This is a genomic window from Filobacillus milosensis (assembly GCF_004402015.1).
In the GTDB taxonomy this organism is placed as follows: domain Bacteria; phylum Bacillota; class Bacilli; order Bacillales; family Alkalibacillaceae; genus Filobacillus; species Filobacillus milosensis.
This window is the reverse complement of record NZ_SOPW01000001.1, coordinates 284850-304311: the sequence shown is the minus strand read 5'-3', so window position 1 is coordinate 304311 and position 19462 is coordinate 284850. Positions and strand designations below refer to the sequence as shown.

22 protein-coding genes and 1 pseudogene are annotated in these 19462 nt (G+C 35.7%); 17 read left to right on the top strand and 6 right to left on the bottom strand.

Going from position 1 to position 19462, the window contains the following annotated elements:
• Nucleotides 1-78: 78 nt before the first annotated feature.
• Genes E3U55_RS01545 through E3U55_RS01530 form a run of 4 tightly spaced genes read left to right on the top strand, consistent with a single transcriptional unit; the run spans nt 79 to nt 3141 of the window.
• A complete protein-coding gene (locus E3U55_RS01545; RefSeq protein ID WP_134338562.1) occupies nt 79-462 on the top strand; it encodes a GntR family transcriptional regulator in 384 nt (127 codons plus the stop codon).
• Nucleotides 455-1144 (top strand): ABC transporter ATP-binding protein, encoded by a 690-nt coding sequence (locus tag E3U55_RS01540; protein ID WP_134338561.1) that lies wholly within the window; start codon nt 455-457, stop codon nt 1142-1144. Before E3U55_RS01545 ends, E3U55_RS01540 begins: the two co-directional genes overlap by 8 nt.
• Complete coding sequence (locus E3U55_RS01535; RefSeq protein ID WP_134338560.1) at nt 1141-1977, top strand: hypothetical protein; 837 nt, start codon at nt 1141-1143, stop codon at nt 1975-1977. The genes E3U55_RS01540 and E3U55_RS01535 overlap by 4 nt, the downstream gene beginning before the upstream one ends.
• Before the next feature lie 12 nt (nt 1978-1989).
• Complete coding sequence (locus E3U55_RS01530; protein ID WP_134338559.1) at nt 1990-3141, top strand: hypothetical protein; 1152 nt, start codon at nt 1990-1992, stop codon at nt 3139-3141.
• Nucleotides 3142-3251: 110 nt separating this feature from the next.
• On the opposite strand, the gene E3U55_RS01525 is transcribed toward E3U55_RS01530, so the two are convergent.
• Nucleotides 3252-4520 (bottom strand): BaiN/RdsA family NAD(P)/FAD-dependent oxidoreductase, encoded by a 1269-nt coding sequence (locus E3U55_RS01525; RefSeq protein WP_134338558.1) that lies wholly within the window; start codon nt 4518-4520, stop codon nt 3252-3254.
• Nucleotides 4521-4610: 90 nt separating this feature from the next.
• Here E3U55_RS01525 and E3U55_RS01520 point away from each other — a divergent pair, with 90 nt between their 5' ends.
• Both E3U55_RS01520 and E3U55_RS01515 read left to right on the top strand, forming a co-directional pair.
• Nucleotides 4611-6233 (top strand): putative polysaccharide biosynthesis protein, encoded by a 1623-nt coding sequence (locus E3U55_RS01520; protein WP_134338557.1) that lies wholly within the window; start codon nt 4611-4613, stop codon nt 6231-6233.
• Between the two features lie 17 nt (nt 6234-6250).
• A complete protein-coding gene (locus E3U55_RS01515; protein WP_134338556.1) occupies nt 6251-6961 on the top strand; it encodes a pseudouridine synthase in 711 nt (236 codons plus the stop codon).
• Here E3U55_RS01515 and E3U55_RS01510 read toward each other — a convergent pair.
• Entirely contained in the window at nt 6958-7161 is a 204-nt protein-coding gene (locus tag E3U55_RS01510) for a DeoR family transcriptional regulator (protein ID WP_134338591.1), read from the bottom strand. The genes E3U55_RS01515 and E3U55_RS01510 overlap by 4 nt on opposite strands.
• Nucleotides 7162-7296: 135 nt before the next feature.
• Between E3U55_RS01510 and thpR the strand changes: the two genes are divergently transcribed.
• The 10 genes and pseudogenes from thpR to E3U55_RS01460 all read left to right on the top strand — a co-directional run bounded on the left by thpR (nt 7297) and on the right by E3U55_RS01460 (nt 14830).
• Complete coding sequence (gene thpR / locus E3U55_RS01505) at nt 7297-7857, top strand: RNA 2',3'-cyclic phosphodiesterase (protein ID WP_134338555.1); 561 nt, start codon at nt 7297-7299, stop codon at nt 7855-7857.
• 11 nt (nt 7858-7868) lie between these two features.
• A complete protein-coding gene (locus tag E3U55_RS01500) occupies nt 7869-8792 on the top strand; it encodes an NERD domain-containing protein (protein WP_134338554.1) in 924 nt (307 codons plus the stop codon).
• Nucleotides 8793-8811: 19 nt separating this feature from the next.
• Nucleotides 8812-9741, top strand: a complete 930-nt coding sequence (locus tag E3U55_RS01495) for a diacylglycerol/lipid kinase family protein (RefSeq protein WP_134338553.1) — start codon at nt 8812-8814, stop codon at nt 9739-9741.
• Nucleotides 9742-9840: 99 nt separating this feature from the next.
• Nucleotides 9841-10641 (top strand): phosphotransferase family protein, encoded by an 801-nt coding sequence (locus E3U55_RS01490; RefSeq protein WP_228547437.1) that lies wholly within the window; start codon nt 9841-9843, stop codon nt 10639-10641.
• A gap of 93 nt (nt 10642-10734) precedes the next feature.
• Nucleotides 10735-11370, top strand: a complete 636-nt coding sequence (trmB, locus tag E3U55_RS01485; protein WP_134338551.1) for a tRNA (guanosine(46)-N7)-methyltransferase TrmB — start codon at nt 10735-10737, stop codon at nt 11368-11370.
• 26 nt (nt 11371-11396) lie between these two features.
• Complete coding sequence (locus tag E3U55_RS01480) at nt 11397-12254, top strand: YtnP family quorum-quenching lactonase (protein ID WP_134338550.1); 858 nt, start codon at nt 11397-11399, stop codon at nt 12252-12254.
• A gap of 201 nt (nt 12255-12455) precedes the next feature.
• On the top strand, nt 12456-13073 hold the full coding sequence (locus tag E3U55_RS01475) for an HAD family hydrolase (RefSeq protein WP_134338549.1): 618 nt from the start codon (nt 12456-12458) through the stop codon (nt 13071-13073).
• A gap of 29 nt (nt 13074-13102) precedes the next feature.
• Nucleotides 13103-13879: an HAD-IIB family hydrolase gene (locus tag E3U55_RS01470; protein WP_134338548.1), complete on the top strand. Its 777-nt coding sequence runs from the start codon at nt 13103-13105 to the stop codon at nt 13877-13879.
• Between the two features lie 43 nt (nt 13880-13922).
• Nucleotides 13923-14396: an HIT family protein gene (locus tag E3U55_RS01465; protein WP_134338547.1), complete on the top strand. Its 474-nt coding sequence runs from the start codon at nt 13923-13925 to the stop codon at nt 14394-14396.
• Nucleotides 14397-14431: 35 nt separating this feature from the next.
• A pseudogene (locus E3U55_RS01460) lies at nt 14432-14830 on the top strand (VOC family protein).
• Nucleotides 14831-14949: 119 nt separating this feature from the next.
• On the opposite strand, the gene tatA reads toward E3U55_RS01460, so the two are convergent.
• The 4 genes from tatA to E3U55_RS01440 all read right to left on the bottom strand — a co-directional run bounded on the left by tatA (nt 14950) and on the right by E3U55_RS01440 (nt 18103).
• Nucleotides 14950-15144: a twin-arginine translocase TatA/TatE family subunit gene (gene tatA / locus E3U55_RS01455; protein WP_134338546.1), complete on the bottom strand. Its 195-nt coding sequence runs from the start codon at nt 15142-15144 to the stop codon at nt 14950-14952.
• A gap of 19 nt (nt 15145-15163) precedes the next feature.
• Nucleotides 15164-16906, bottom strand: a complete 1743-nt coding sequence (locus tag E3U55_RS01450; RefSeq protein WP_134338545.1) for a GMC family oxidoreductase — start codon at nt 16904-16906, stop codon at nt 15164-15166.
• An 11-nt stretch (nt 16907-16917) separates the two neighbouring features.
• Nucleotides 16918-17679: a gluconate 2-dehydrogenase subunit 3 family protein gene (locus E3U55_RS01445; protein WP_134338544.1), complete on the bottom strand. Its 762-nt coding sequence runs from the start codon at nt 17677-17679 to the stop codon at nt 16918-16920.
• Between the two features lie 115 nt (nt 17680-17794).
• A complete protein-coding gene (locus E3U55_RS01440; protein WP_134338543.1) occupies nt 17795-18103 on the bottom strand; it encodes a PepSY domain-containing protein in 309 nt (102 codons plus the stop codon).
• Nucleotides 18104-18254: 151 nt separating this feature from the next.
• On the opposite strand from E3U55_RS01440, the gene E3U55_RS01435 reads away from it, so the two are divergent.
• The gene (locus E3U55_RS01435; RefSeq protein WP_134338542.1) at nt 18255-19322 is read left to right on the top strand and encodes a M42 family metallopeptidase; all 1068 of its coding nucleotides are present in this window, start codon (nt 18255-18257) and stop codon (nt 19320-19322) included.
• Nucleotides 19323-19462: the final 140 nt, after the last annotated feature.

The window sequence follows — 19462 nt, the reverse complement described above, 5'->3', positions numbered from 1 at the left end:
CATATTTTTTGGAGAGGGTGTATTAACCCATTAATACACAAAGTAAGCTTACTTATCGAAAACCGGGAGTGAGAGTTCATGAAAATCAAGTTTAATAATCGTGATCCCGTTTATGTGCAAGTGATTCGTCATTTTAAAAATCAAATTGCGAAGGGTTTCTTAGAACCTGGGCAAGCGATTCCTTCTAGAAGAGAATTAGCGAATCAGTTAAAGATTAATCCAAATACTGCACAGCGGGCTTTCAAGGAAATGGAGGAAGAGGGTTTGATTAAAACTGAACGAAATCAACCAAGTCGTGTAACGTCTGATGAAAATATCTTACAGGACTTAAGAGATGAATTAATTATTCAAGCAGTCAATGAGTTTGTTCATTCCGTTAAGTCGATTAACGTTCCTTTAGATGATGCTCTAAATTTAGTCAAACAGAAATATGGCAAAGAAAAGGGGGATTTAGATGATTGAGTTTAAAAATGTTGTAAAAAAATACGGTCGAAAAGTTGTATTAGATGGTGTGAATTTTACAGCTAATAAAGGTGAAATAACATGCCTAATCGGTGTCAATGGTGTCGGAAAAACGACGATCATGAATGCCATTATGAAATTAACACCGGTTCAATCGGGTGAGATATTAGTTGATGGTGAAAAAGTTACCAAGAAAACATTTGAAAAAGTAGCTTTCATCCCTGATGCGGCTACAATGCTTCCAAATATGAAAATAGAAGAAGCGATGGAGTTCATGGATGATTTTTATACGTCTTGGAATCAAAGTCGAGCTAATGAATTATTGGACTTCTTCAATTTGAAAAAGAAAGATAAGATTTCAAGTTTATCAAAAGGTAATACAGCGAAGGTTAATCTATTAATGGGTTTGGCGTTAGATGTAGATTATATTTTAATGGATGAGCCATTCTCAGGTATTGATATTTTTACTCGAGAGCAGATTGCTGAAGTATTTACGAGTCATTTAATAGAAGATCGTGGTGTTATTATTACCACTCATGAAATCAATGATATTGAACACTTAATAGATAAAGCGGTATTGCTAGATAACGGGACGATCTATAAAGAATTTAACACAGAAACCATGCGTGAAGATGAAGGTAAATCTGTGATTGATGTTATGCGGGAGGTGTATCGCGGATGAAGAATTTTATTAAGTTAGCTAATTTTGAATTTAATCGTATGTCTAAATTGTTATTTGCTCTAATGGGCTTTGTGCTAGTTGTTCAATTAGGGGCAGTTTTCTATGAGACAAGTACTTTTATGAGTAAATTTAATCAATATATGGAGAACGAACAATTAACAAGAGAACAAGCTTTGATGAATTTTGATACCATTTCGTTCGGTGCAGTAATGGGGAACATATTGTTCTTTGGACCTATTTTCATCTGTGTAGGTGCGATTCTGTTCTATATCTTCTTAATTTGGTATCGCGATTGGTTAGGCAAGAATACTTTTGTTTATCGATTATTAATGTTACCTACAGAAAGGTTTAATATCTTTCTATCCAAATTAACTACAGTTCTAATGGCAACATTTGGGTTAGTTGCATTTCAATTAGTCGCAATACTTATTGAACGTTCAGTTTTTAATTTGTTGATTCCGGATGATCTGAGACAAGAAGTGTACTTCAATCAATTAATGAACACTTATCCTTTTACACGTATTTTATTGCCAACGAATTTTGATGAGTTTCTTATATTTTATGGCACAGGTATCCTGTCTGTGGTCGTAATCTTTACTGTGATTCTTCTGGAAAGAAGCTTTAGAATTAAAGGCATTGCTTTAGGTATTTTATATGGATTGGCTATGGTTGGCTTAGTCTTATCTCCAATCATTATTAATGAGGAGTGGTTCTTAGATCACTACTTCTATTTAAGTGAAATATTCTGGATTGAAGTTGTCGTTAGTTTAATAGCATTAGCTTTGTCTATGATCATCAGTAGAAAATTACTAAACGATAAAGTAAGAGTGTAGGGAGGGATTACATTGAAAAAGTTTATAAAATCGACGATCGTAATGATATTAATTCTTGGTAGTTTAGGAACTTATTATGTTCAGTCTGCGATGGTAACCAATGACCTGCCAAGATATCACATCGAAAAAGTTAAAGGAGAAGAAGAATTAATTGATAACCTGATCATTAGAGGGACATACAGTCATGAGGAAGTTAATGATCGGTTTGTACTTACTAATCAAGGTATCGAATATTCGTCTGAATTAAATATTGTTGAGCGTTTTGAAGGACAATATAATTTTACTCGTCAGAGATTGCGTGAAAAGTACCCAGATTTCATGCGTGGAACGCAATATGTTCATAATAATCTTTATGAAGATGATCAATATCTTATTTTGGTAAAAGAAGATTATGAGTATGAGCAAAGTGAAGCACAGCATGAATTAGAGATTTCAATGTTAAATAAAGAATCAAAAGAAGAAAAGGAATTTGAAGTTACTGTTAAAGAAATGAGTCACATTGTAGACATTCAATATGTTGATTCAAACGTTCATATTTATATTAAAAAGCGTAATCATCAATCTCAAAATATTTCAATTGTTGACTTAACAATTAACCCTAATAGTGGAAGTATTGAAAATGAAACAGTTTTAATAGAGAGTAAACAATCTAACAAAAAGAATCAGTATGTTAACATAAGTCAACTTGGAGAATCGGTTAATTATGCACCAATGCAATACCTACTGTTCAGAGATCAGCTTGAAACAGTAGAAGAAGGAACAGATGGTATGAGGGTTACCGACAGAGAAAGTGAATTATTAGCTTACAATACTGAAACAGGTGAAGATAAAAAGCTAGATTTATCTCAAAAAGAATATGGACTTGCAGCCATGTTTGACGGAAAATATTTATATTTTGAAGTATATACAGAACAAGGCGATTTAGTGATGAAGCCTTATAACGTTGAGAGCGAATCGTTTGAGGACTCAATAACAATTGAGGTAGGCAAGCAAAGAACAAATATCTTAAAAACTGTTAAGGATGGTCAATTGTATATTGTTCACAATTCTAAAGTGAAGGTCTTTGATGTACAATCCGGAGATGTCGTGTATGAAGGTAAGATTGTCTCTGGAGACAATCCTGATTTAGAATTTGTATATTTCGATTTCGTGGAATTTAAGTAATGAGAGGGTTCATGCTGAGGCATGGACCTTTTTATTTCGATGTTAGAACCGCCAGTGAATTTGCTTAGGACACAAAAAATCCGCCCCTCAAGGCGGATTTTTTACAAGATTTAAGTTCGAACTTCACTCGCTCGCTGGGCTGCATTCAATCCTGCCACGAAGCCAGTCGAAAATGCGGCTGTTATATTAAAGCCACCAGTATATCCGTGGATGTCTAATATCTCACCACAGAAATATAAGCGATCCATCAACTTCGAAGCCATTTCATTTGGCACAATTTCCTTAAGTGAAACCCCTCCACCAGTAATAAAGGCTTTTTCAATGGATAAAGTACCATTTACTTTTAATCTGAAGCTTTTCAATTGGTTAGCAAGATCCATGACCTCTTTCTTTTTCAGATGATGATAAGTGGTGCTTGAGTCTAAACCAATTTGCTCCATTAAGAAAATTAGATAGCGTTCAGGGACCGTGCCTTTCCAAACTTGTTTAACTGATTTATTCGGTTGCTCTTTGGCTTGCTTCATCAACTTGTCTGCTAGGTTTTGCTCACCTTCATCTGGGAAGCAGTCGACATTAACATCAATGTTATCGACTTTAAATTGCTTTAAAGCTTTAACGACATATTGACTGAGTCTTAATGAAGCGGGTCCAGATAACCCTTGGTGAGTAAATAGAATATCCCAGCGGTGTGATTTAATTGGCTTGCCGTTGGGTTTTAATGCTGTAATTTCTACATCACGTAAGGATAGCCCCTGTAAGGTTTTATCTTTAATGAATTTTTCATTCGACGTCATTGGAACCTCAGTTGGGTAGAGTTCCGTAATGGTGTGCCCTGCTTTTTTAGCCCATGCATAGCCTTGTCCTTCACTTCCAGTGTTTGGAACAGACTTTCCACCCACGGCTATGACCACACAAGAAGTCGACACTTTTTCATTCTCTAAAATGACTTCATGCGTCTCTTCACCGTAATGTACCGCATCGCACTTTGTGTTAAGTTTTTGATCAACGCCAAGTACATCTAACTGCTTCACCAAAGTACTTACCACCGTCTTAGCACTATCACTCACAGGAAACATTCGTCCTTTATCTTCTTCCTTCAATTTCACACCTAATGACTCAAAGTATTCAATGATTGAAGAATTATTAAAGATTGAAAAGGCACTATATAAAAATTTTCCGTTCCCTGGAATGTGGGCAATGAGTTCATTATCTGGCAAAACATTCGTCACATTACAACGCCCGCCACCACTAATCGCCAGTTTTCTACCGAGTTTATTTCCTTTTTCAATAAGTAAGGTTTTGGCTCCATTTCTACCAGCCGTTATAGCTGCCATTAAACCGGACGGGCCTCCACCTATAACTACTACATCATATTTCAATTTGGCTTCATGCCTTTCTATTCGTTTATCTGTCTATAATATATGATAAAATAAAAGAGTTAGATTGAACAATAAAATGTAGGTGAAATAATGTCGAACTCAAATTTAATGCGCGGAACCATGATGTTAACCGGCGCTAATTATATATCTAAAGTATTAGGTTTACTCTATGTTATACCATTTAACATGCTGGTTGGAGAAATAGGTGGTGCACTATATATATACGCTTATAATCCATTTCAATTATTCGTTACACTGTCATCTCTAGGCATACCCATGGCTATGGCGAAATTTATAGCCAAATATGATACCTTAGAGGATCATGCCACTAAAGAAGCTATGTTTAAGTCAGGGTTAACAGTCATGACATTAACAGGATTGACCGCTTTTCTTATTATGTTTTTCAGTGCTGAGTGGTTAGCAAATATTATCATTTCAGATGATGATTTAGACAATACCGTGAGTGATGTGACATTTGTTATTCAAATGGTTAGTTTTGCGCTAATTATTGTAACCCCAATGAGTCTATTACGGGGTTATTTCCAAGGACATAATTCGATGGGTCCAAGTGCCATATCTATTGTTGTGGAACAAATTGTACGAATTGTTTTCGTATTAGCAGCAGCTTTCGTTGTTATTAAAGTTATGGATGGATCAGTCAGACTTGCAGTAGGATTAGCTGCTTTTGCTGCATTTATTGGGGCTATCGCTTCTAGTATGGTTCTTGTAGCCATTTATAGAAAAAGAAAACCAATGCTGGAGGCCCAAAATAACTCTGGCAAAACAACTGAACCACTACCTAAAAGGGATATGTATCAAGAACTATTATCCTATGCAGGGCCTTTTGTATTAGTGGGTATTGCTACTCCTATGTATCAGATCATTGATCAGTTTACTTTTAATCGAGCGATGTCTAGTATTGGACTGGCTGATGTATCTGAGTTGTATATTTCAATTATTACTCTTTATGGGCATAAGCTGGTGATTATTCCAGTTACTCTAGCGATTGGACTTGCGATGGCAGTATTACCGGCCATCACCAAATCCTTTACAGAAAATAAAAAGGAAGAATATACGGCATACATTAATCAAGGATTCTTAATTATCATTCTGTTAGTGTTACCGGCTGCAGTAGGTTTATCACTATTATCAACAGAAGCTTACGGTGCTTTATATACAATGGACACCGCTGTAAATTATGCTGGCGCCGTATTAGCTTATTATGCACCAGTCGCATTATTTTTTGCTCTATTTACAGTTAGTGCTTCAATGTTACAAGGAATCAATCGTCAAAACTTCGCGGTGATTAGTTTAGGAATTGGCTTATTAACTAAACTAATATTGAACTACCCATTAATTTACTTGTTTGAAGCAAAAGGTGCTGTTATTGCGACTGGATTAGGCGTAATGGTAGCTTCAGGGTTGAATGTTTATAAGATTTATAGAGTAACAAGGTTTAGATTTAGACCTCTTTATAGAAAGTCATTATTAATTGCAATTTTAGTCTCAATAATGGCCCTTATCGTTTTACTCGTAAAATGGTTAGTAGGCTTACCATTTGGTGAAGAACCAACTAAAATTAAATTTATTATGCAATTAATGATTGCCGTACCAATCGGCGGATACGTTTATTTATGGTTAGCTTATAAAACAAGTTTGCTCGAAAGACTACTAGGAAACCGCGCCAAACGTTTATCTAAGCTATTTCCATAAATAGAAAGGTGGTTCGAATGAGATTAGATAAAGTTTTAGCAAACCAGGGTTTTGGATCGCGTAAAATCGTTAAACAACTAATTAAAAAAGGAAAAGTGGTTATTGATGGGAAGGCGATTAGAGATTCTTCTCATCATGTTAACCCTGAAGAATCAGAGATCACCGTAAATGGTGTGGTGTTAGATTATCGCGAATTCGTATACATTATGATGAATAAACCTAAGGGTGTCATTTCTGCCACGAAAGATAAAAAAGAAACGTGTGTGACTGATTTAATTGACACTCAATATGAACCTTTTTCAGTTTTCCCTGTTGGCAGATTAGATAAAGATACAGTGGGGTTAATGCTCCTAACAAATGATGGAGATTTAGCTCATCGACTTTTATCTCCTCAAAAACATGTCGATAAACTATATGAGGCTCAAATTAAAGGACAAGTTACTGAAGACGATGTACATGCATTTAAAGAAGGCATAGAATTAGAAGACGGTTATGTAACTAAACCGGCTCAACTTGAAATTATAAAATCAGATGACATATCAGAAGTGAAAGTTACAATCTCAGAAGGCAAGTTTCATCAGATCAGACGTATGTTTTCATCGAGAGGGCATCGTGTTGAAGAGTTAAAGCGATTGAAAATAGGCAGTTTATCATTAGATTCTTCTTTGGAGCTTGGTGATTATCGCGAATTAAGCCAAGAAGAAGTAAAAGTCTTACAAAATCACTAGTCTTTTGGAAGCTTGACTTTTTTCTCAGTGGTTGTCCATTCTCCTTTTCGGCAGCTTTCAACGAGTCCATTATACTGTAGTACATTAATATCACGTTGTATTGTACGGTCAGAAAGCCCAAATTGTTCAGATAGCTCATTCGTGGTAGCCGTTCCATTTTCATTTAAATACAGATAGATGTCTTTAATACGATTTAACATCGTTTGTGATGGGTAACTCAAAAAACCACCCCTGTAAATTATTTGAATATTTTGTACTATTATTATAAAAGTATTGTACAATAAAATTAAATAAAAAATCAAAAAATTTTAAAAAGAAAGAGAAGTGACACTTAAATGCCTGACGATGTCCATTATTTTATTGGATTTCCGGTTCCTCAAGAACGTAGAGAAATTTTGTCTGAATGGCAAAAGATTTTAGAGCATTACGTTGATTATCGAAAATGGGTACATATGGATGATTTTCATATTACAATTCGCTTTTTAGGCGCGCTATCGAAGAGTCAATTGCGTGAGTTAAAAAGGAAGTTAGTCACAGTAGAATGCGCAGCGTTTGATATAAGCGTGGAGGGAATAAATTTCTTTGGAAAGGAAGATCAGCCCAGGGTTATGTATGCTGAAATAAACAGAAGTGAACAAATACTTTCTATTAAAGCGCAGGTGGATGATTTATTAAATCAGCTAAAGTTCGATGAAGAAAGCCGACCATATCGTCCACATATTACACTAGCAAAAAAATGGGATAAAGGTAAGTTACATATGTCAAAGGATGCCTTAGAAAATAAAATAGATGACGAAAAATACTTTAAATTTCATATAGATCGATTTAATATATATCGCGTCAATCCAGATCGAAAACAAAAATATGAAGTTATAGCAAGTTTTAATCTGAAATAAGGTGAGTGTTTATGGCTCAACTAATAAAATTACAAGACTATATTTCTAGATACGAAAATGATATGTTTCGATACCCAAGCCATTTTATTAGAATGAAGAAAGACAATTACCAAAAACTTATAAAACAATGGCAAACAGAACAAGAGATTCAAAATCTTGAAGAGCCTGAATACGAGGAAGAAAAGCCTTCATTCTTTAATAAGTTGTTTTCCCGATCTAATAAAAACGTTAATGTATGGGAACAAGAGTTGGAAGACAATCATCATGACTCATTGCCATTACCTGATAACGAAAATGAATTAAAGTTATTGTTTTTAGAACAGGTATTTTCTTTTCAATTAAAATGGGCCTCTAGTACTTTACAAGAAGTATCTTACATAGATAAAGCGTATGAAACGGACTCTAACTTAAAATACTTCTTACAACGTTTCCCTGATACATACCTCGTACTTTATCAGCCTATATTTAAATTGAAAAAGGCGGTCATTGAAGGTGAAGTTATTATCATTACACCTACAGAAATTTTGTTGATTTCATCGTTAGAAGGTCAGTCTGCAAATACCATATATAAGCCCGTTGATGAAAGAAAATGGTTGCGAGTTGAAGACGGTATAGAAAGTCATCAAGTGAATCCGTTAATTTCACTTAAGAGAATGGAGAAAACGCTTAATAGTGTGCTTCACTATCATGAACTTGATTTTCCAATTAAGAAAATCGTCTTTGCCCCGAATCATAGAATTTTGGAAAAGAAACCACCTTTTCAGACTGAATACATTGATTATGATAATTATAATCAGTGGTTTCATGAACAAAGACAATCCAACTATCCTATTAAGTTTCAACAATTGAAAGTGGCAGAGGCGATTTTAGAACATACACAAAAAACATTTGTGAAACGTCCGATATGGAAAGAGGAAGAGGATCACATGTTGTAAGGGATAGAGGGGAGCAGCTATGTACGTTTTTATAATAAATCCTGCAGCAGGAAATGGTAGAGGCGAACATATCGTCAAAAAGTTCGTTGAAGAACATAGATCGTCGACTAACGCATTTAGAACTTATTTTACAGAATATCCAGGACATGCAGAGGAATTGGCTCAGCAAATTGCAACAATTTACCATAAATCTATTGAACTACTATTTGTGGTTGGTGGCGACGGGACCATGTATGAAGTCTTAAACGGATTGGTAGACTTCCCTAAGGTTCCCTTATCTTTTATACCAGTAGGCTCAGGTAATGATTTTGCCAGGGGCTGTGGCATGCCACTTAAACCAGAAGAGAACCTTAGAGAAACATTTAATCAGACAGACTTAAAGCCTTATTGGGCTGGTCGATACATAAAGGATTTTCAGAACGAGAGACACTCTCATTTGTTTGCTTCAAGTTTAGGGTTTGGATTTGATGCTGAAGTGGCCGATCGTTCTAATCGCTCGAGAATAAAAAAGTGGTTTAATAAGATTCACCTTAAATCACTAATTTATGTGATTGGGTTATTTTTTACTATTTTTAAGTTTCAGCCTAAAACGATTCAGTTAAATATAGACGGTAAAGAGCATACTCTATCAAATATTTGGATGCTTACAATTACAAATCATCCTTATTTTGGTGGTGGCATGAAAATTGCTCCCAATGCTAAAATTAACAAAAAGAGAATGTATGTAACAATTGTCCATAAAATTTCTAAGTTAAAGCTTCTATTATTATTTTTAACAGTTTTCTTTGGTAAGCACACCATGCTAAAGGAAGTTGAAATTTTGGAAGCGACAAAACTTGAGATAAAATCTAAGCAAAGGCTTACATATCATGCTGATGGATACACGAGTTACTGTTATCAATGCCGAGTTGAAAAAGAAGAAATAGAACGTCTGGTTCAAAGAAAATAATAGGAAATTTATAAAATACCCTTGAAATGAATAGACATTATGGGTTAATCTAATCTAGTCTCGTTTTATCATGAATACATACATCATGTGCAAAAGTGGGTGAGTGAATTGGAACATGTATTAGGTTCCGAATGGTCCATTTCTCCAGCAGGTGGAACCTCAGGAGAAGCCTTTTTAGCTGAAAAACAGAATGAAAAACTTTTTTTGAAACGTAATTCATCTCCTTTTCTCGCAGTACTTTCCGCTGAGGGAATTGTACCTAAATTAGTTTGGACAAAGCGATTGGAAAATGGTGATGTGATTACTGCTCAAAGATGGTTAGAAGGTCGCGTCCTATCTAAAGAGGAAATGAAGGAAGACAAGGTGGCCAAGCTTTTGAGCAAAATTCATCACTCATCTGAAATATTGCATTTATTTATGAGAATGGGTAAGAAGCCGTTAGAGCCTGCTAATCTATTAGTCAGGTTAATTAATCAATATCGAGGTAATAAGCGTGTCGATCAAGCGTTAATCGCTCACGCATTAGAGTTTTTGCATAAACACCTCGAACAAGTAAAAACACAAGAAAAGGTTGTCTGTCATTCGGATCTCAATCACGAAAACTGGATGCAGGGTGAAGACGATCATTTATATTTAATCGATTGGGATCAAGCTGTGATTGCTGACCCAGCTATTGACCTAAGCATGTTACTCTATCAATACGTTCCGAGTAGTGAATGGGAAGATTGGTTAAACATGTATGGAGCAGAGTATGATCATAACTTACATTTACGTATACAGTGGTATATGATTGCTCTATCATTATCGTATTATATTCGTTATTTAGAAAAGGGAGATTATGAGTACTCGTTGAAATGGAAGAACCGCTTAATGCAACATAAAATGGTAATTTATTCATAAATAATTTAAATCTATATTCAAAAGGGTAACTTTTGGGTATAGATTTTTTTATAGTATAATATAAGCAGTAAAATCAAATCTAGGAGTGACAACATGCGTTTAAGACATAAGCCTTGGGCTGCTGATTACATAAAAGAGAATGAAGGTTTAATGGTTTTAGACCCCTTTGAACAAAAAGGGAAATGGCAGGACTTATTTGAAAAAAATCAACCTATTGGATTAGAAATTGGTACAGGAAAAGGGCAGTTTATCGCTGGTATGGGGGCCCAATATCCAGATGAGAACTTTATTGGTATCGAAAAAGCTGAAAGTATTATCGTGACAGCCATTCAAAAGGTCAAAGACCAGTATTTAAATAATGTACACTTAGTACATGAAAATGCAGAAGATTTAAGAGATATGTTTGCAGAAAATGAAGTCGACACTATTTATTTGAACTTTTCAGATCCATGGCCCAAAACACGACACGAGAAACGTCGATTAACTTATCACACGTATTTAGAACAATATCAAAATATCTTAAAAGATGATGGTAAAATTGTGATGAAAACGGATAATCAAAATTTGTTCGAGTATTCGTTAGTAAGCTTCTCTCAATTTGGTATGAAGCTAGAAGATGTTACATTAGACTTGCATGAGTTGGACGATGAAATGAACGTGATGACAGAGTACGAAGAGAAGTTTTCAAGCAAAGGACAACCAATCTATCGATGTATTGCAAAATTTTAATAGACATTGTACAAGGAGAGGATTAGATGGAAACTTTAACAGTCGGACGAGCGAAGTTAACGTGGTTAAATGGTGGCGTCACTCATATGGATGGCGGAGCGATGTTTGGAGTTGTTCCATATCCGTTGTGGAGTAAAAAATATCCTCATAATGAGAGCCATCAAATTGAGTTAAGATGTGATTCTATACTTGTTCAAGTGGATGGTAAGAATATGGTGATCGATTCAGGTATTGGCCGCGATAAACTGAATGATAAGCAAAAACGTAACTTCGGTGTATTAGAAGAAACTAGAGTAGAAGAGTCTCTTGAAGAGTTAGGTTTAACCGTCAACGATATTGATGCGGTGCTGATGACGCATTTACACTTTGATCATGCAAATGGCTTAACTAAGCCTGAACAAGGCGAATTGGTTAGTCAGTTTCCTAATGCTGCGATTTACACGTCTCAAGTTGAGTGGGATGAAATGCGAAATCCTAATATGAGATCGAAAAACACGTATTGGGAAGAGAATTGGAAGCCTATTCAGCATCAAGTGGAAACCTTTGATCAATCAATTGAGGTTGTGCCTGGATTAACGATGCACCACACGAGCGGTCATAGTGATGGACATTCTGTTATTAAGTTTGAAGATGGTGACGACTGCTTTATTCATATGGCAGATTTAATGCCGACGCATGCTCACCAGAATCCACTTTGGGTACTGGCATATGATGATTTTCCAGTCACCAGTGTTCATGAAAAGAAAAAACTACAAGACGAAGCTTATGATAAGAACTGCTGGTTCGTTTTTTACCATGATGCGTATTATCGCGCGATTAAATACAATGAAGAGCGTAAAATTAAAGAAAAAGTTGAACGAAAGAGATATGATTACGATTATTAATGTGAAAGCCTGGGCGATATGCTCAGGCTTTTTTAAAATGGATGTAAATATTTATTGAGAATTGAAAAATAACTCATCCTTAATTGGATATTTATGTTAAGATAAATTCAACTTTGTGAAGAAGTGTGCTTAAAGGAAATCAATTATGGATACTAGATTGATTACAATAAGTAAATATCTAATAGATAAGTGAGGACTGGGATGGATAGTATTATTTTTGATTTAGACGGGACGTTATGGGATGCGATAGATACGGTATTGGTAGCATGGAATAAGAGGATTAATCAACTTGACCAAGTTAAAAATGAAGTTACAAGGGAAGATTTTAGAGGTGCAATGGGGTTACAAATTCAAGATATAGGACGAAAGTTGTTTCCATACTTGGACGAAGAAACTCAAGCACAGGTATTAAATGAATGTTGTAATTTAGAAAGAGACTATTTAGAAGAGTTTGGTGGTAAGTTGTATGAAAATGTGGAAGATGTGCTTAAAATTCTATCGCAAAAATATAAGTTATATATTGTGAGTAATTGCCAGGATGGATACATAGAGGCCTTTTATACGTATCATGGTTTAGGTAAATATTTTTTAGACTATGAGAATCCAGGAAGAACCGGCCTTTCAAAAGGAGAAAACATAAAACTAATTATTGAAAGAAATCATCTAACTAATCCTGTTTACGTTGGTGATACGGCAGGCGACTTAGAGGCAAGTAAGTATGCTGAAATTCCATTTGTTTATGCCGAGTACGGTTTCGGTGAAGCCAATGAGTATAATTACGTTATTGAGGCGTTTGATGAACTTCTAGATTTATTTTAAAATGTAGTATTTTTGAAGGTGAGTATAATATGAAATTTATTTTTGACTTAGATGGGACAATTTGTTTTAAAGGGCAACCAATATCAAATAACATACTGAATTCTCTTTCTGAAGTAACTTCACAAGGACACGAAGTGATTTTTGCATCAGCTAGACCAATTAGAGATATGTTACCTGTAATAGATATGGAGTTTCATAACTACACAATGATTGGCGGTAATGGTTCACTTATATATAAAAATAAGGAACTAATTAAATCCAAATCATTCTCAGAAGAAGTTGTTTGTAAAGTTAAAGAACTTATTAAAAAATTTAATGCAACATATTTAATTGATGGCGAATGGAATTATGCTTATACGGGCCCTAATAACCATCCAATATTACAAAATGTAGATCCAACTAAACTAGCTAGTTTAGTTAGTATTGATCGTTTAAATCCTATAATTAAAATATTATTCCTAACCTCTAACAATTCTACCGAATTAGAGAAGGAACTAAATAAACTTAATGTATTCATTAACAAACATAGTAATGAAAATATACTTGATATTAGTCCGAAAGGTGTAAATAAATGGCATGCTCTTAATGAATTGGGCGTACCAGAAAATAACTATATTGCATTTGGAAATGATTCAAATGATATACCAATGTTCGAGAAGGCTTTACATACCGTAATGATAGGGGATCATAAAGGATTAGCCCCGTATGCAAACGATGTAATTAATAATGAGCGCGAACTGGAACAAGCCATTGTAAACAAAATTAAAGAGTTATCAAGTGAGTATAGTATTAACCAAATGAATTGATACGGTGAGGCTATAGATTAATAAATAGGAAGGGCGTTGAGACGTGCTGGAGTATTCGCATAAGCCTGAAGGTTACGAGTGTCCATTTTGCCGAGTTGTTTCAGGTGTCGAGAGACCAAATAAAGGAACGAAACAAAGAGACATTATTTATCAAAATGAATATATAACAGTATTTATTGCAAGTAAATGGTGGCCAAACAACAAGGGGCATGTTCTTGTAGTTCCTAATGAACATTACGAAAATATATATGAACTTCCAGCAGACATCGCTGCAGAAATTCACAGAGGTGCTCAGTTGGTGGCGTTTGCTATGAAAGATACATATGAATGTGATGGTATTTCTACCAGGCAACACAATGAACCTGCTGGAAATCAAGACGTCTGGCATTATCATCTTCATGTTTATCCAAGATATGACAATGATTGTCTCTATCATACGAAAGGTTCTTTTACTGATCCGGAAGAACGAATTTTCTATGCAGAGAAATTACGTTCGTGGATTATTAAAAATAACTAATGACTAGGAAGAAAGAATAGAAGGGAGCATTTTTTTTGCAGAAGGGATTATTACACCATATAGAGATCTATGTATCAAATTTAGAACGAACTGTTGAGTTTTGGGGATGGTTTCTAGAAGAACTAGGGTATACTTCCTATCAGAAATGGGAAAGTGGACATAGTTGGAAACTAAGTGATACTTACCTCGTTTTTGTTCAAGCAGAAGATCGGTTTCTGGACCCTCCATATCATAGGTGTCGAGTAGGACTTAATCATCTGGCTTTTCATGCAGACTCACGAGAGTTCGTAGATGAAATGACGGATAAATTGAAAAAAAGAGAAGTAAATATTCTCTACTCAGATTAACACCCTTACGCTGGGGGAGATAATTATTATGCTGTGTATTTTGAAGATCCGGATAGAATAAAAGTAGAACTAGTGGCACCAGAGTAAGGTGGTTTATTCGCTACTTTTTGAGATTTAGTCGTTAACAGGATTATTCGCCACTTATTCACGCACGCAAAAATTTGAGCATCAAATTGCTTCCGCAATTTAATGCTCAATCATAATTGTTATTCTTTTTTATTCTCGTCCTGCAGCGACTGATTTGTCGGTTCTTCAATTAAATGATTAGCGGACTTTTTAAACTCAGATAACGTCTGTCCAATAGCCGAGCCGATTTCAGGCAATTTTTTTGGTCCAAATACAATTAATGTAATAATGAGAATTAAGATTAACCCCGGAATTCCAATTGTAGAGATGCCCATTGAGGCCCCTCCTTTCAGATTAAGCTAAGTTACTTTTAGTTTTACTTTGAACTAATTGTCCGCCGCCTTGTTCAAGATATTTTTTAATTCCTTCTGCTGATCTATACGCCAAAGCGCCTACTGTACCAGTAGGGTTATAACCTCCGTTATGAGCAAAGGCTGAAGCTCCAACTACAAATAGGCTCTCTGAATCCCACATTTGTAGATAATTATTCACAGCTGATGTTTCTGGATCAGCTCCCATGATTACGCCACCTGTATTGTGTGTGGTTTGATATGGAACAATACTGTAATGTTCGCTGATCTCAGCTTCTTCAACTGTATCTGCACCCATTTCACTCATAATCTCACCACAAACTTTTGTAATGTGCTTATGGAGTTTGCGGTCCTGATCAGTGAAATCATAGGTTAATCGTAAAAGCGGGTTGCCATAAAAGTCTTTATAAGTTGGATCAAGGTCCATATAGTTTTGGCGATGAGGAATAGATGCACCCTGAGACACAATACTTAAAGATCGATTAAAGTAATGAATAGATTTTTGCTTGAATTCTTTACCCCACTCTGGCGTACCACTTGGTGTAGCATTCGATGCAATTGGTCTTCTACCTGTTTGAGTGATGGAGATTGATCCACCATGGATAAAGTCTAAATCACTATGATCAAAATTATCGCCATTAAAATCATCGATGGTTGCACCTAATGAACCTGCACCCATAAAGGTGTTGAACTTTTTCTCTTCAAAGAATCCAACTGCAGCAGGCAGAATTTGATAACAATAGTTTTTACCTATAACGCCTTGTCCTGTTTCAGGATTATATGGTCGACCAATGTTAGATTGTAAAAGCAGGCGAGTATTATTGAGAACATAGCTTGTTAATACAACAACATCAGCAGGCTGAATAAATTCTTCTCCTGAAACGACATCGACATACCTGACTCCAGTTGCTTTGCCGCCTTCGCTTATTATTTCAACCACATTCGCTTGCGTTCTTAATTCAAATTTACCTGTTTTCTTAGCAGTAGGAATAACCGTCACATTAGGTGAAGACTTGGCTCCGTACTCACAACCGAATCTTTCACAGAACCCACAATACTGACATTGGTTAATTGTTTCTCCATCAGGGTTCTTAAATTGCTCCGAAAGATTGGCACTTGGCATCTGAATAGGATGATATCCCAAATTTTTTGAAGCATTTTTAAATAAATCTAGAATTGGTGTGCTTTTCATTGGCGGTGTTGGGTAATCATTACTTCTCGGAGCACCTTTTGGATTGTCTTCACCACTAATCCCAGCTGTTTGTTCAAACTTATAAAAATAAGGTTCCAGTTCCTTGTAACTTATGCCCCAATCTTGATAAGTGTAGTCACCTTTTAATTTATCAGGACCATATTTTTTATCTGTCATTGATTTAATTTCAAGGTCATATGGGAGAAAGCGCCATGTTTGACCATTCCAGTGGACTCCTGCGCCACCTACTCCAGAACCGGGTAAGAACGAACCTAATTGCCTCATAGGCAATGCTGATTCATTCAAGTTATTTCTAAAAGAAATTGTCTCTTTTGAAGTATCTTGCATTAGTCCATAGCGAATATCATATCGATACTCATCATGAATCATTTGAAAATCTCTAGTCGAGCGGTCTTCTCCACGTTCTAACCCCACTACGTTATATCCAGCTTTAGTGAGTTCTGCTGCAATGATCCCGCCAGTCCAACCTACACCGACTGTCACGACATCGACTTTATTTAGTTGTTTAGCCATGATGTTCCTCCTTAGTGTAAGTGCTTATATAATGATTGTGGTTCTATTTGAACAAATTCTTCACTTTCAATTTCATTCAAGTAACTCATTTGGCTGCCAGGAAATTCTTTCATGCGCCAGCCATCCATATTTAAATTGCCCCCGTATAATGGGTCGGCGAATGCCCCGGCGAGTGTAGATTCTTTTAATAAACTGAAAAATGTGGAAGGCATAGCGCCGCGCATTTTCACTTTGTCATTCGCAAACTTTTGTAAGATTTCATCTTGCTGTTCAGCATCTAAATTGACAAAGGAATCATCAAACGAACCTTGACTTTCACGCTCTATAGCTTTCATACCTTCTCTAAATATTTCTTTGCGTTTTAGTCGACTTTGGAAACCTTGATAAGCTGTCCCTTCTTTAAATGGACCATGCATATACATTTTTTCATTATTTCCATAATCACCTGCTAATTCATGATCTATAAAATAAGCAACCCCTAGACCAATAGCACCTGGTCCATTTTCATCTTCAGGAAATATCCGCTCAGCTGCAGCACTAATTAATTCAAACTCCTCTTGATTTTGAAAAAATTTAAGTGCTTGATTGTAGTCAGGTTTACTATCTTGATTGTTTGGGTTATCCTGAGTTTGATTTTGATTGGGATCATCTATTTGCCAGCCTATGACTGAGCCAAGAATTCCACCACCCACTAATCCTCCTGCAAAATAACCCGAATTCTTTAGGAATTTTCTTCTGGATTCGTCGGTAAGATGCTTTTCTTCATCTGTCATATATGAAGCCTCCCTAATGTTTAAAATGTAATGATATTGTTCGCTACTATTGGTTAAATTATGTAATAAAAAAGAAACTTACCAAGAATAATCTTGATAAGTTTCGAATAATTCATTATAAATGATTAATTTCTACGATTTCTCCATTCGCAGCATCGACATAGAATTCATATTGAATCGTTTGTCCATCAATGTTTCTGGAGACACCGCCTCGGTAAACCTTAATTAGTTCATCATCTTTTTTCAATTCTTTCAATTCCATCAGAATCCAAGAACCGCTAATTGGCCCATTTTCTTTAAAAGACTCTTTAACTTTCTTTAAAGCTACTTCAGGGAAAAGCCAACGATCTTTAACTTTTTTCCCGATAATGGTTCCAACAGTTAATCCAATTGCTGTTGGAGCAATTAATTTATACCATTTCATCAATTATCACTCCATCCTACCAAGCTGTATCATTATTACTATTATACAAATAAAAAAACTAGAATAAAAATAATTATAAATATAGATTGGAATAATTCACTCTTTTTCGATAAAATAATAGAAGAACATATAAAAATCGGAGTGATACATAATGAATCAAGAGACTTTAGACATGTTTAAAACTTTGACAGAATTACCCGGTGCTCCCGGCAACGAACATCAAGTCAGACAATATATGAAGCAAGAGTTAGAGAAGTACTCAGATGAAATTGTACAAGACCGTTTAGGTGGCGTGTTCGGTGTAAGAAAAGGAAATGGACCTAAAGTTATGGTAGCTGGCCATATGGATGAGGTCGGATTCATGGTTACACAAGTGACAAAAAACGGCATGCTTCGTTTTCAGCCATTAGGTGGATGGTGGAACCAAGTTCTATTAGCTCAACGTGTTCAAGTTATTACAGAAAATGGACCGGTTGATGGTGTCATTGGTTCAATCCCACCACATAACTTAACTCCTGAACAACGTAAGAAACCGATGGATATTAAAAATATGTTAATTGATATTGGGGCAGATGATAAAGAAGATGTAGAGAGCATTGGTGTTAAACCAGGCCAGCCTATTCTACCGGTTTGTCCATTCACACCAATGGCAAATGAAAAGAAAATTATGGCTAAAGCTTGGGATAATCGATACGGCTGTGGTTTATCGATTGAATTATTAAAAGAGCTTCAAGGTGAGACATTAAATCATGAGCTTTATTCAGGCGCAACGGTCCAAGAGGAAGTAGGACTTCGCGGAGCTCAAGCTGCAGCGAATATGATTCAGCCTGATCTATTCTTTGCATTAGATGCTTCACCTGCGAATGATATGACAGGACAGGATAAAGAATTCGGTCATTTAGGCAAAGGTGCACTTGTTCGAATTTTTGACCGTTCAATGGTGACTCATAGAGGTATGAGAGATTTTGTTTTAGATACAGCTGAATCTAATGACATTAACTATCAGTATTTCATTTCTCAAGGTGGTACAGATGCTGGACGTGTTCATATGTCCAATGAAGGGGTACCATCAGCTGTAATTGGTGTATGTTCTCGTTACATCCACACAAGCTCTTCAATTGTACATGTTGATGACTACGCAGCGGCAAAAGAGCTATTAGTGAAATTAATTAAGCAAGTTGATCAATCAACAGTAGATTCAATTAGAAAGAATGTTTAATTGAAAAGTTTTAATTGTGATCAAATAAATATTAGTAAGCTATTTTTAGTGTAGCAATTGAAAAATGGCGAGACTCCTGCGGAAAAACGGACGTGTTGAGACCCTGCAGAGCGAAAGCTCGAAGCGGCTCAACCGTTCGT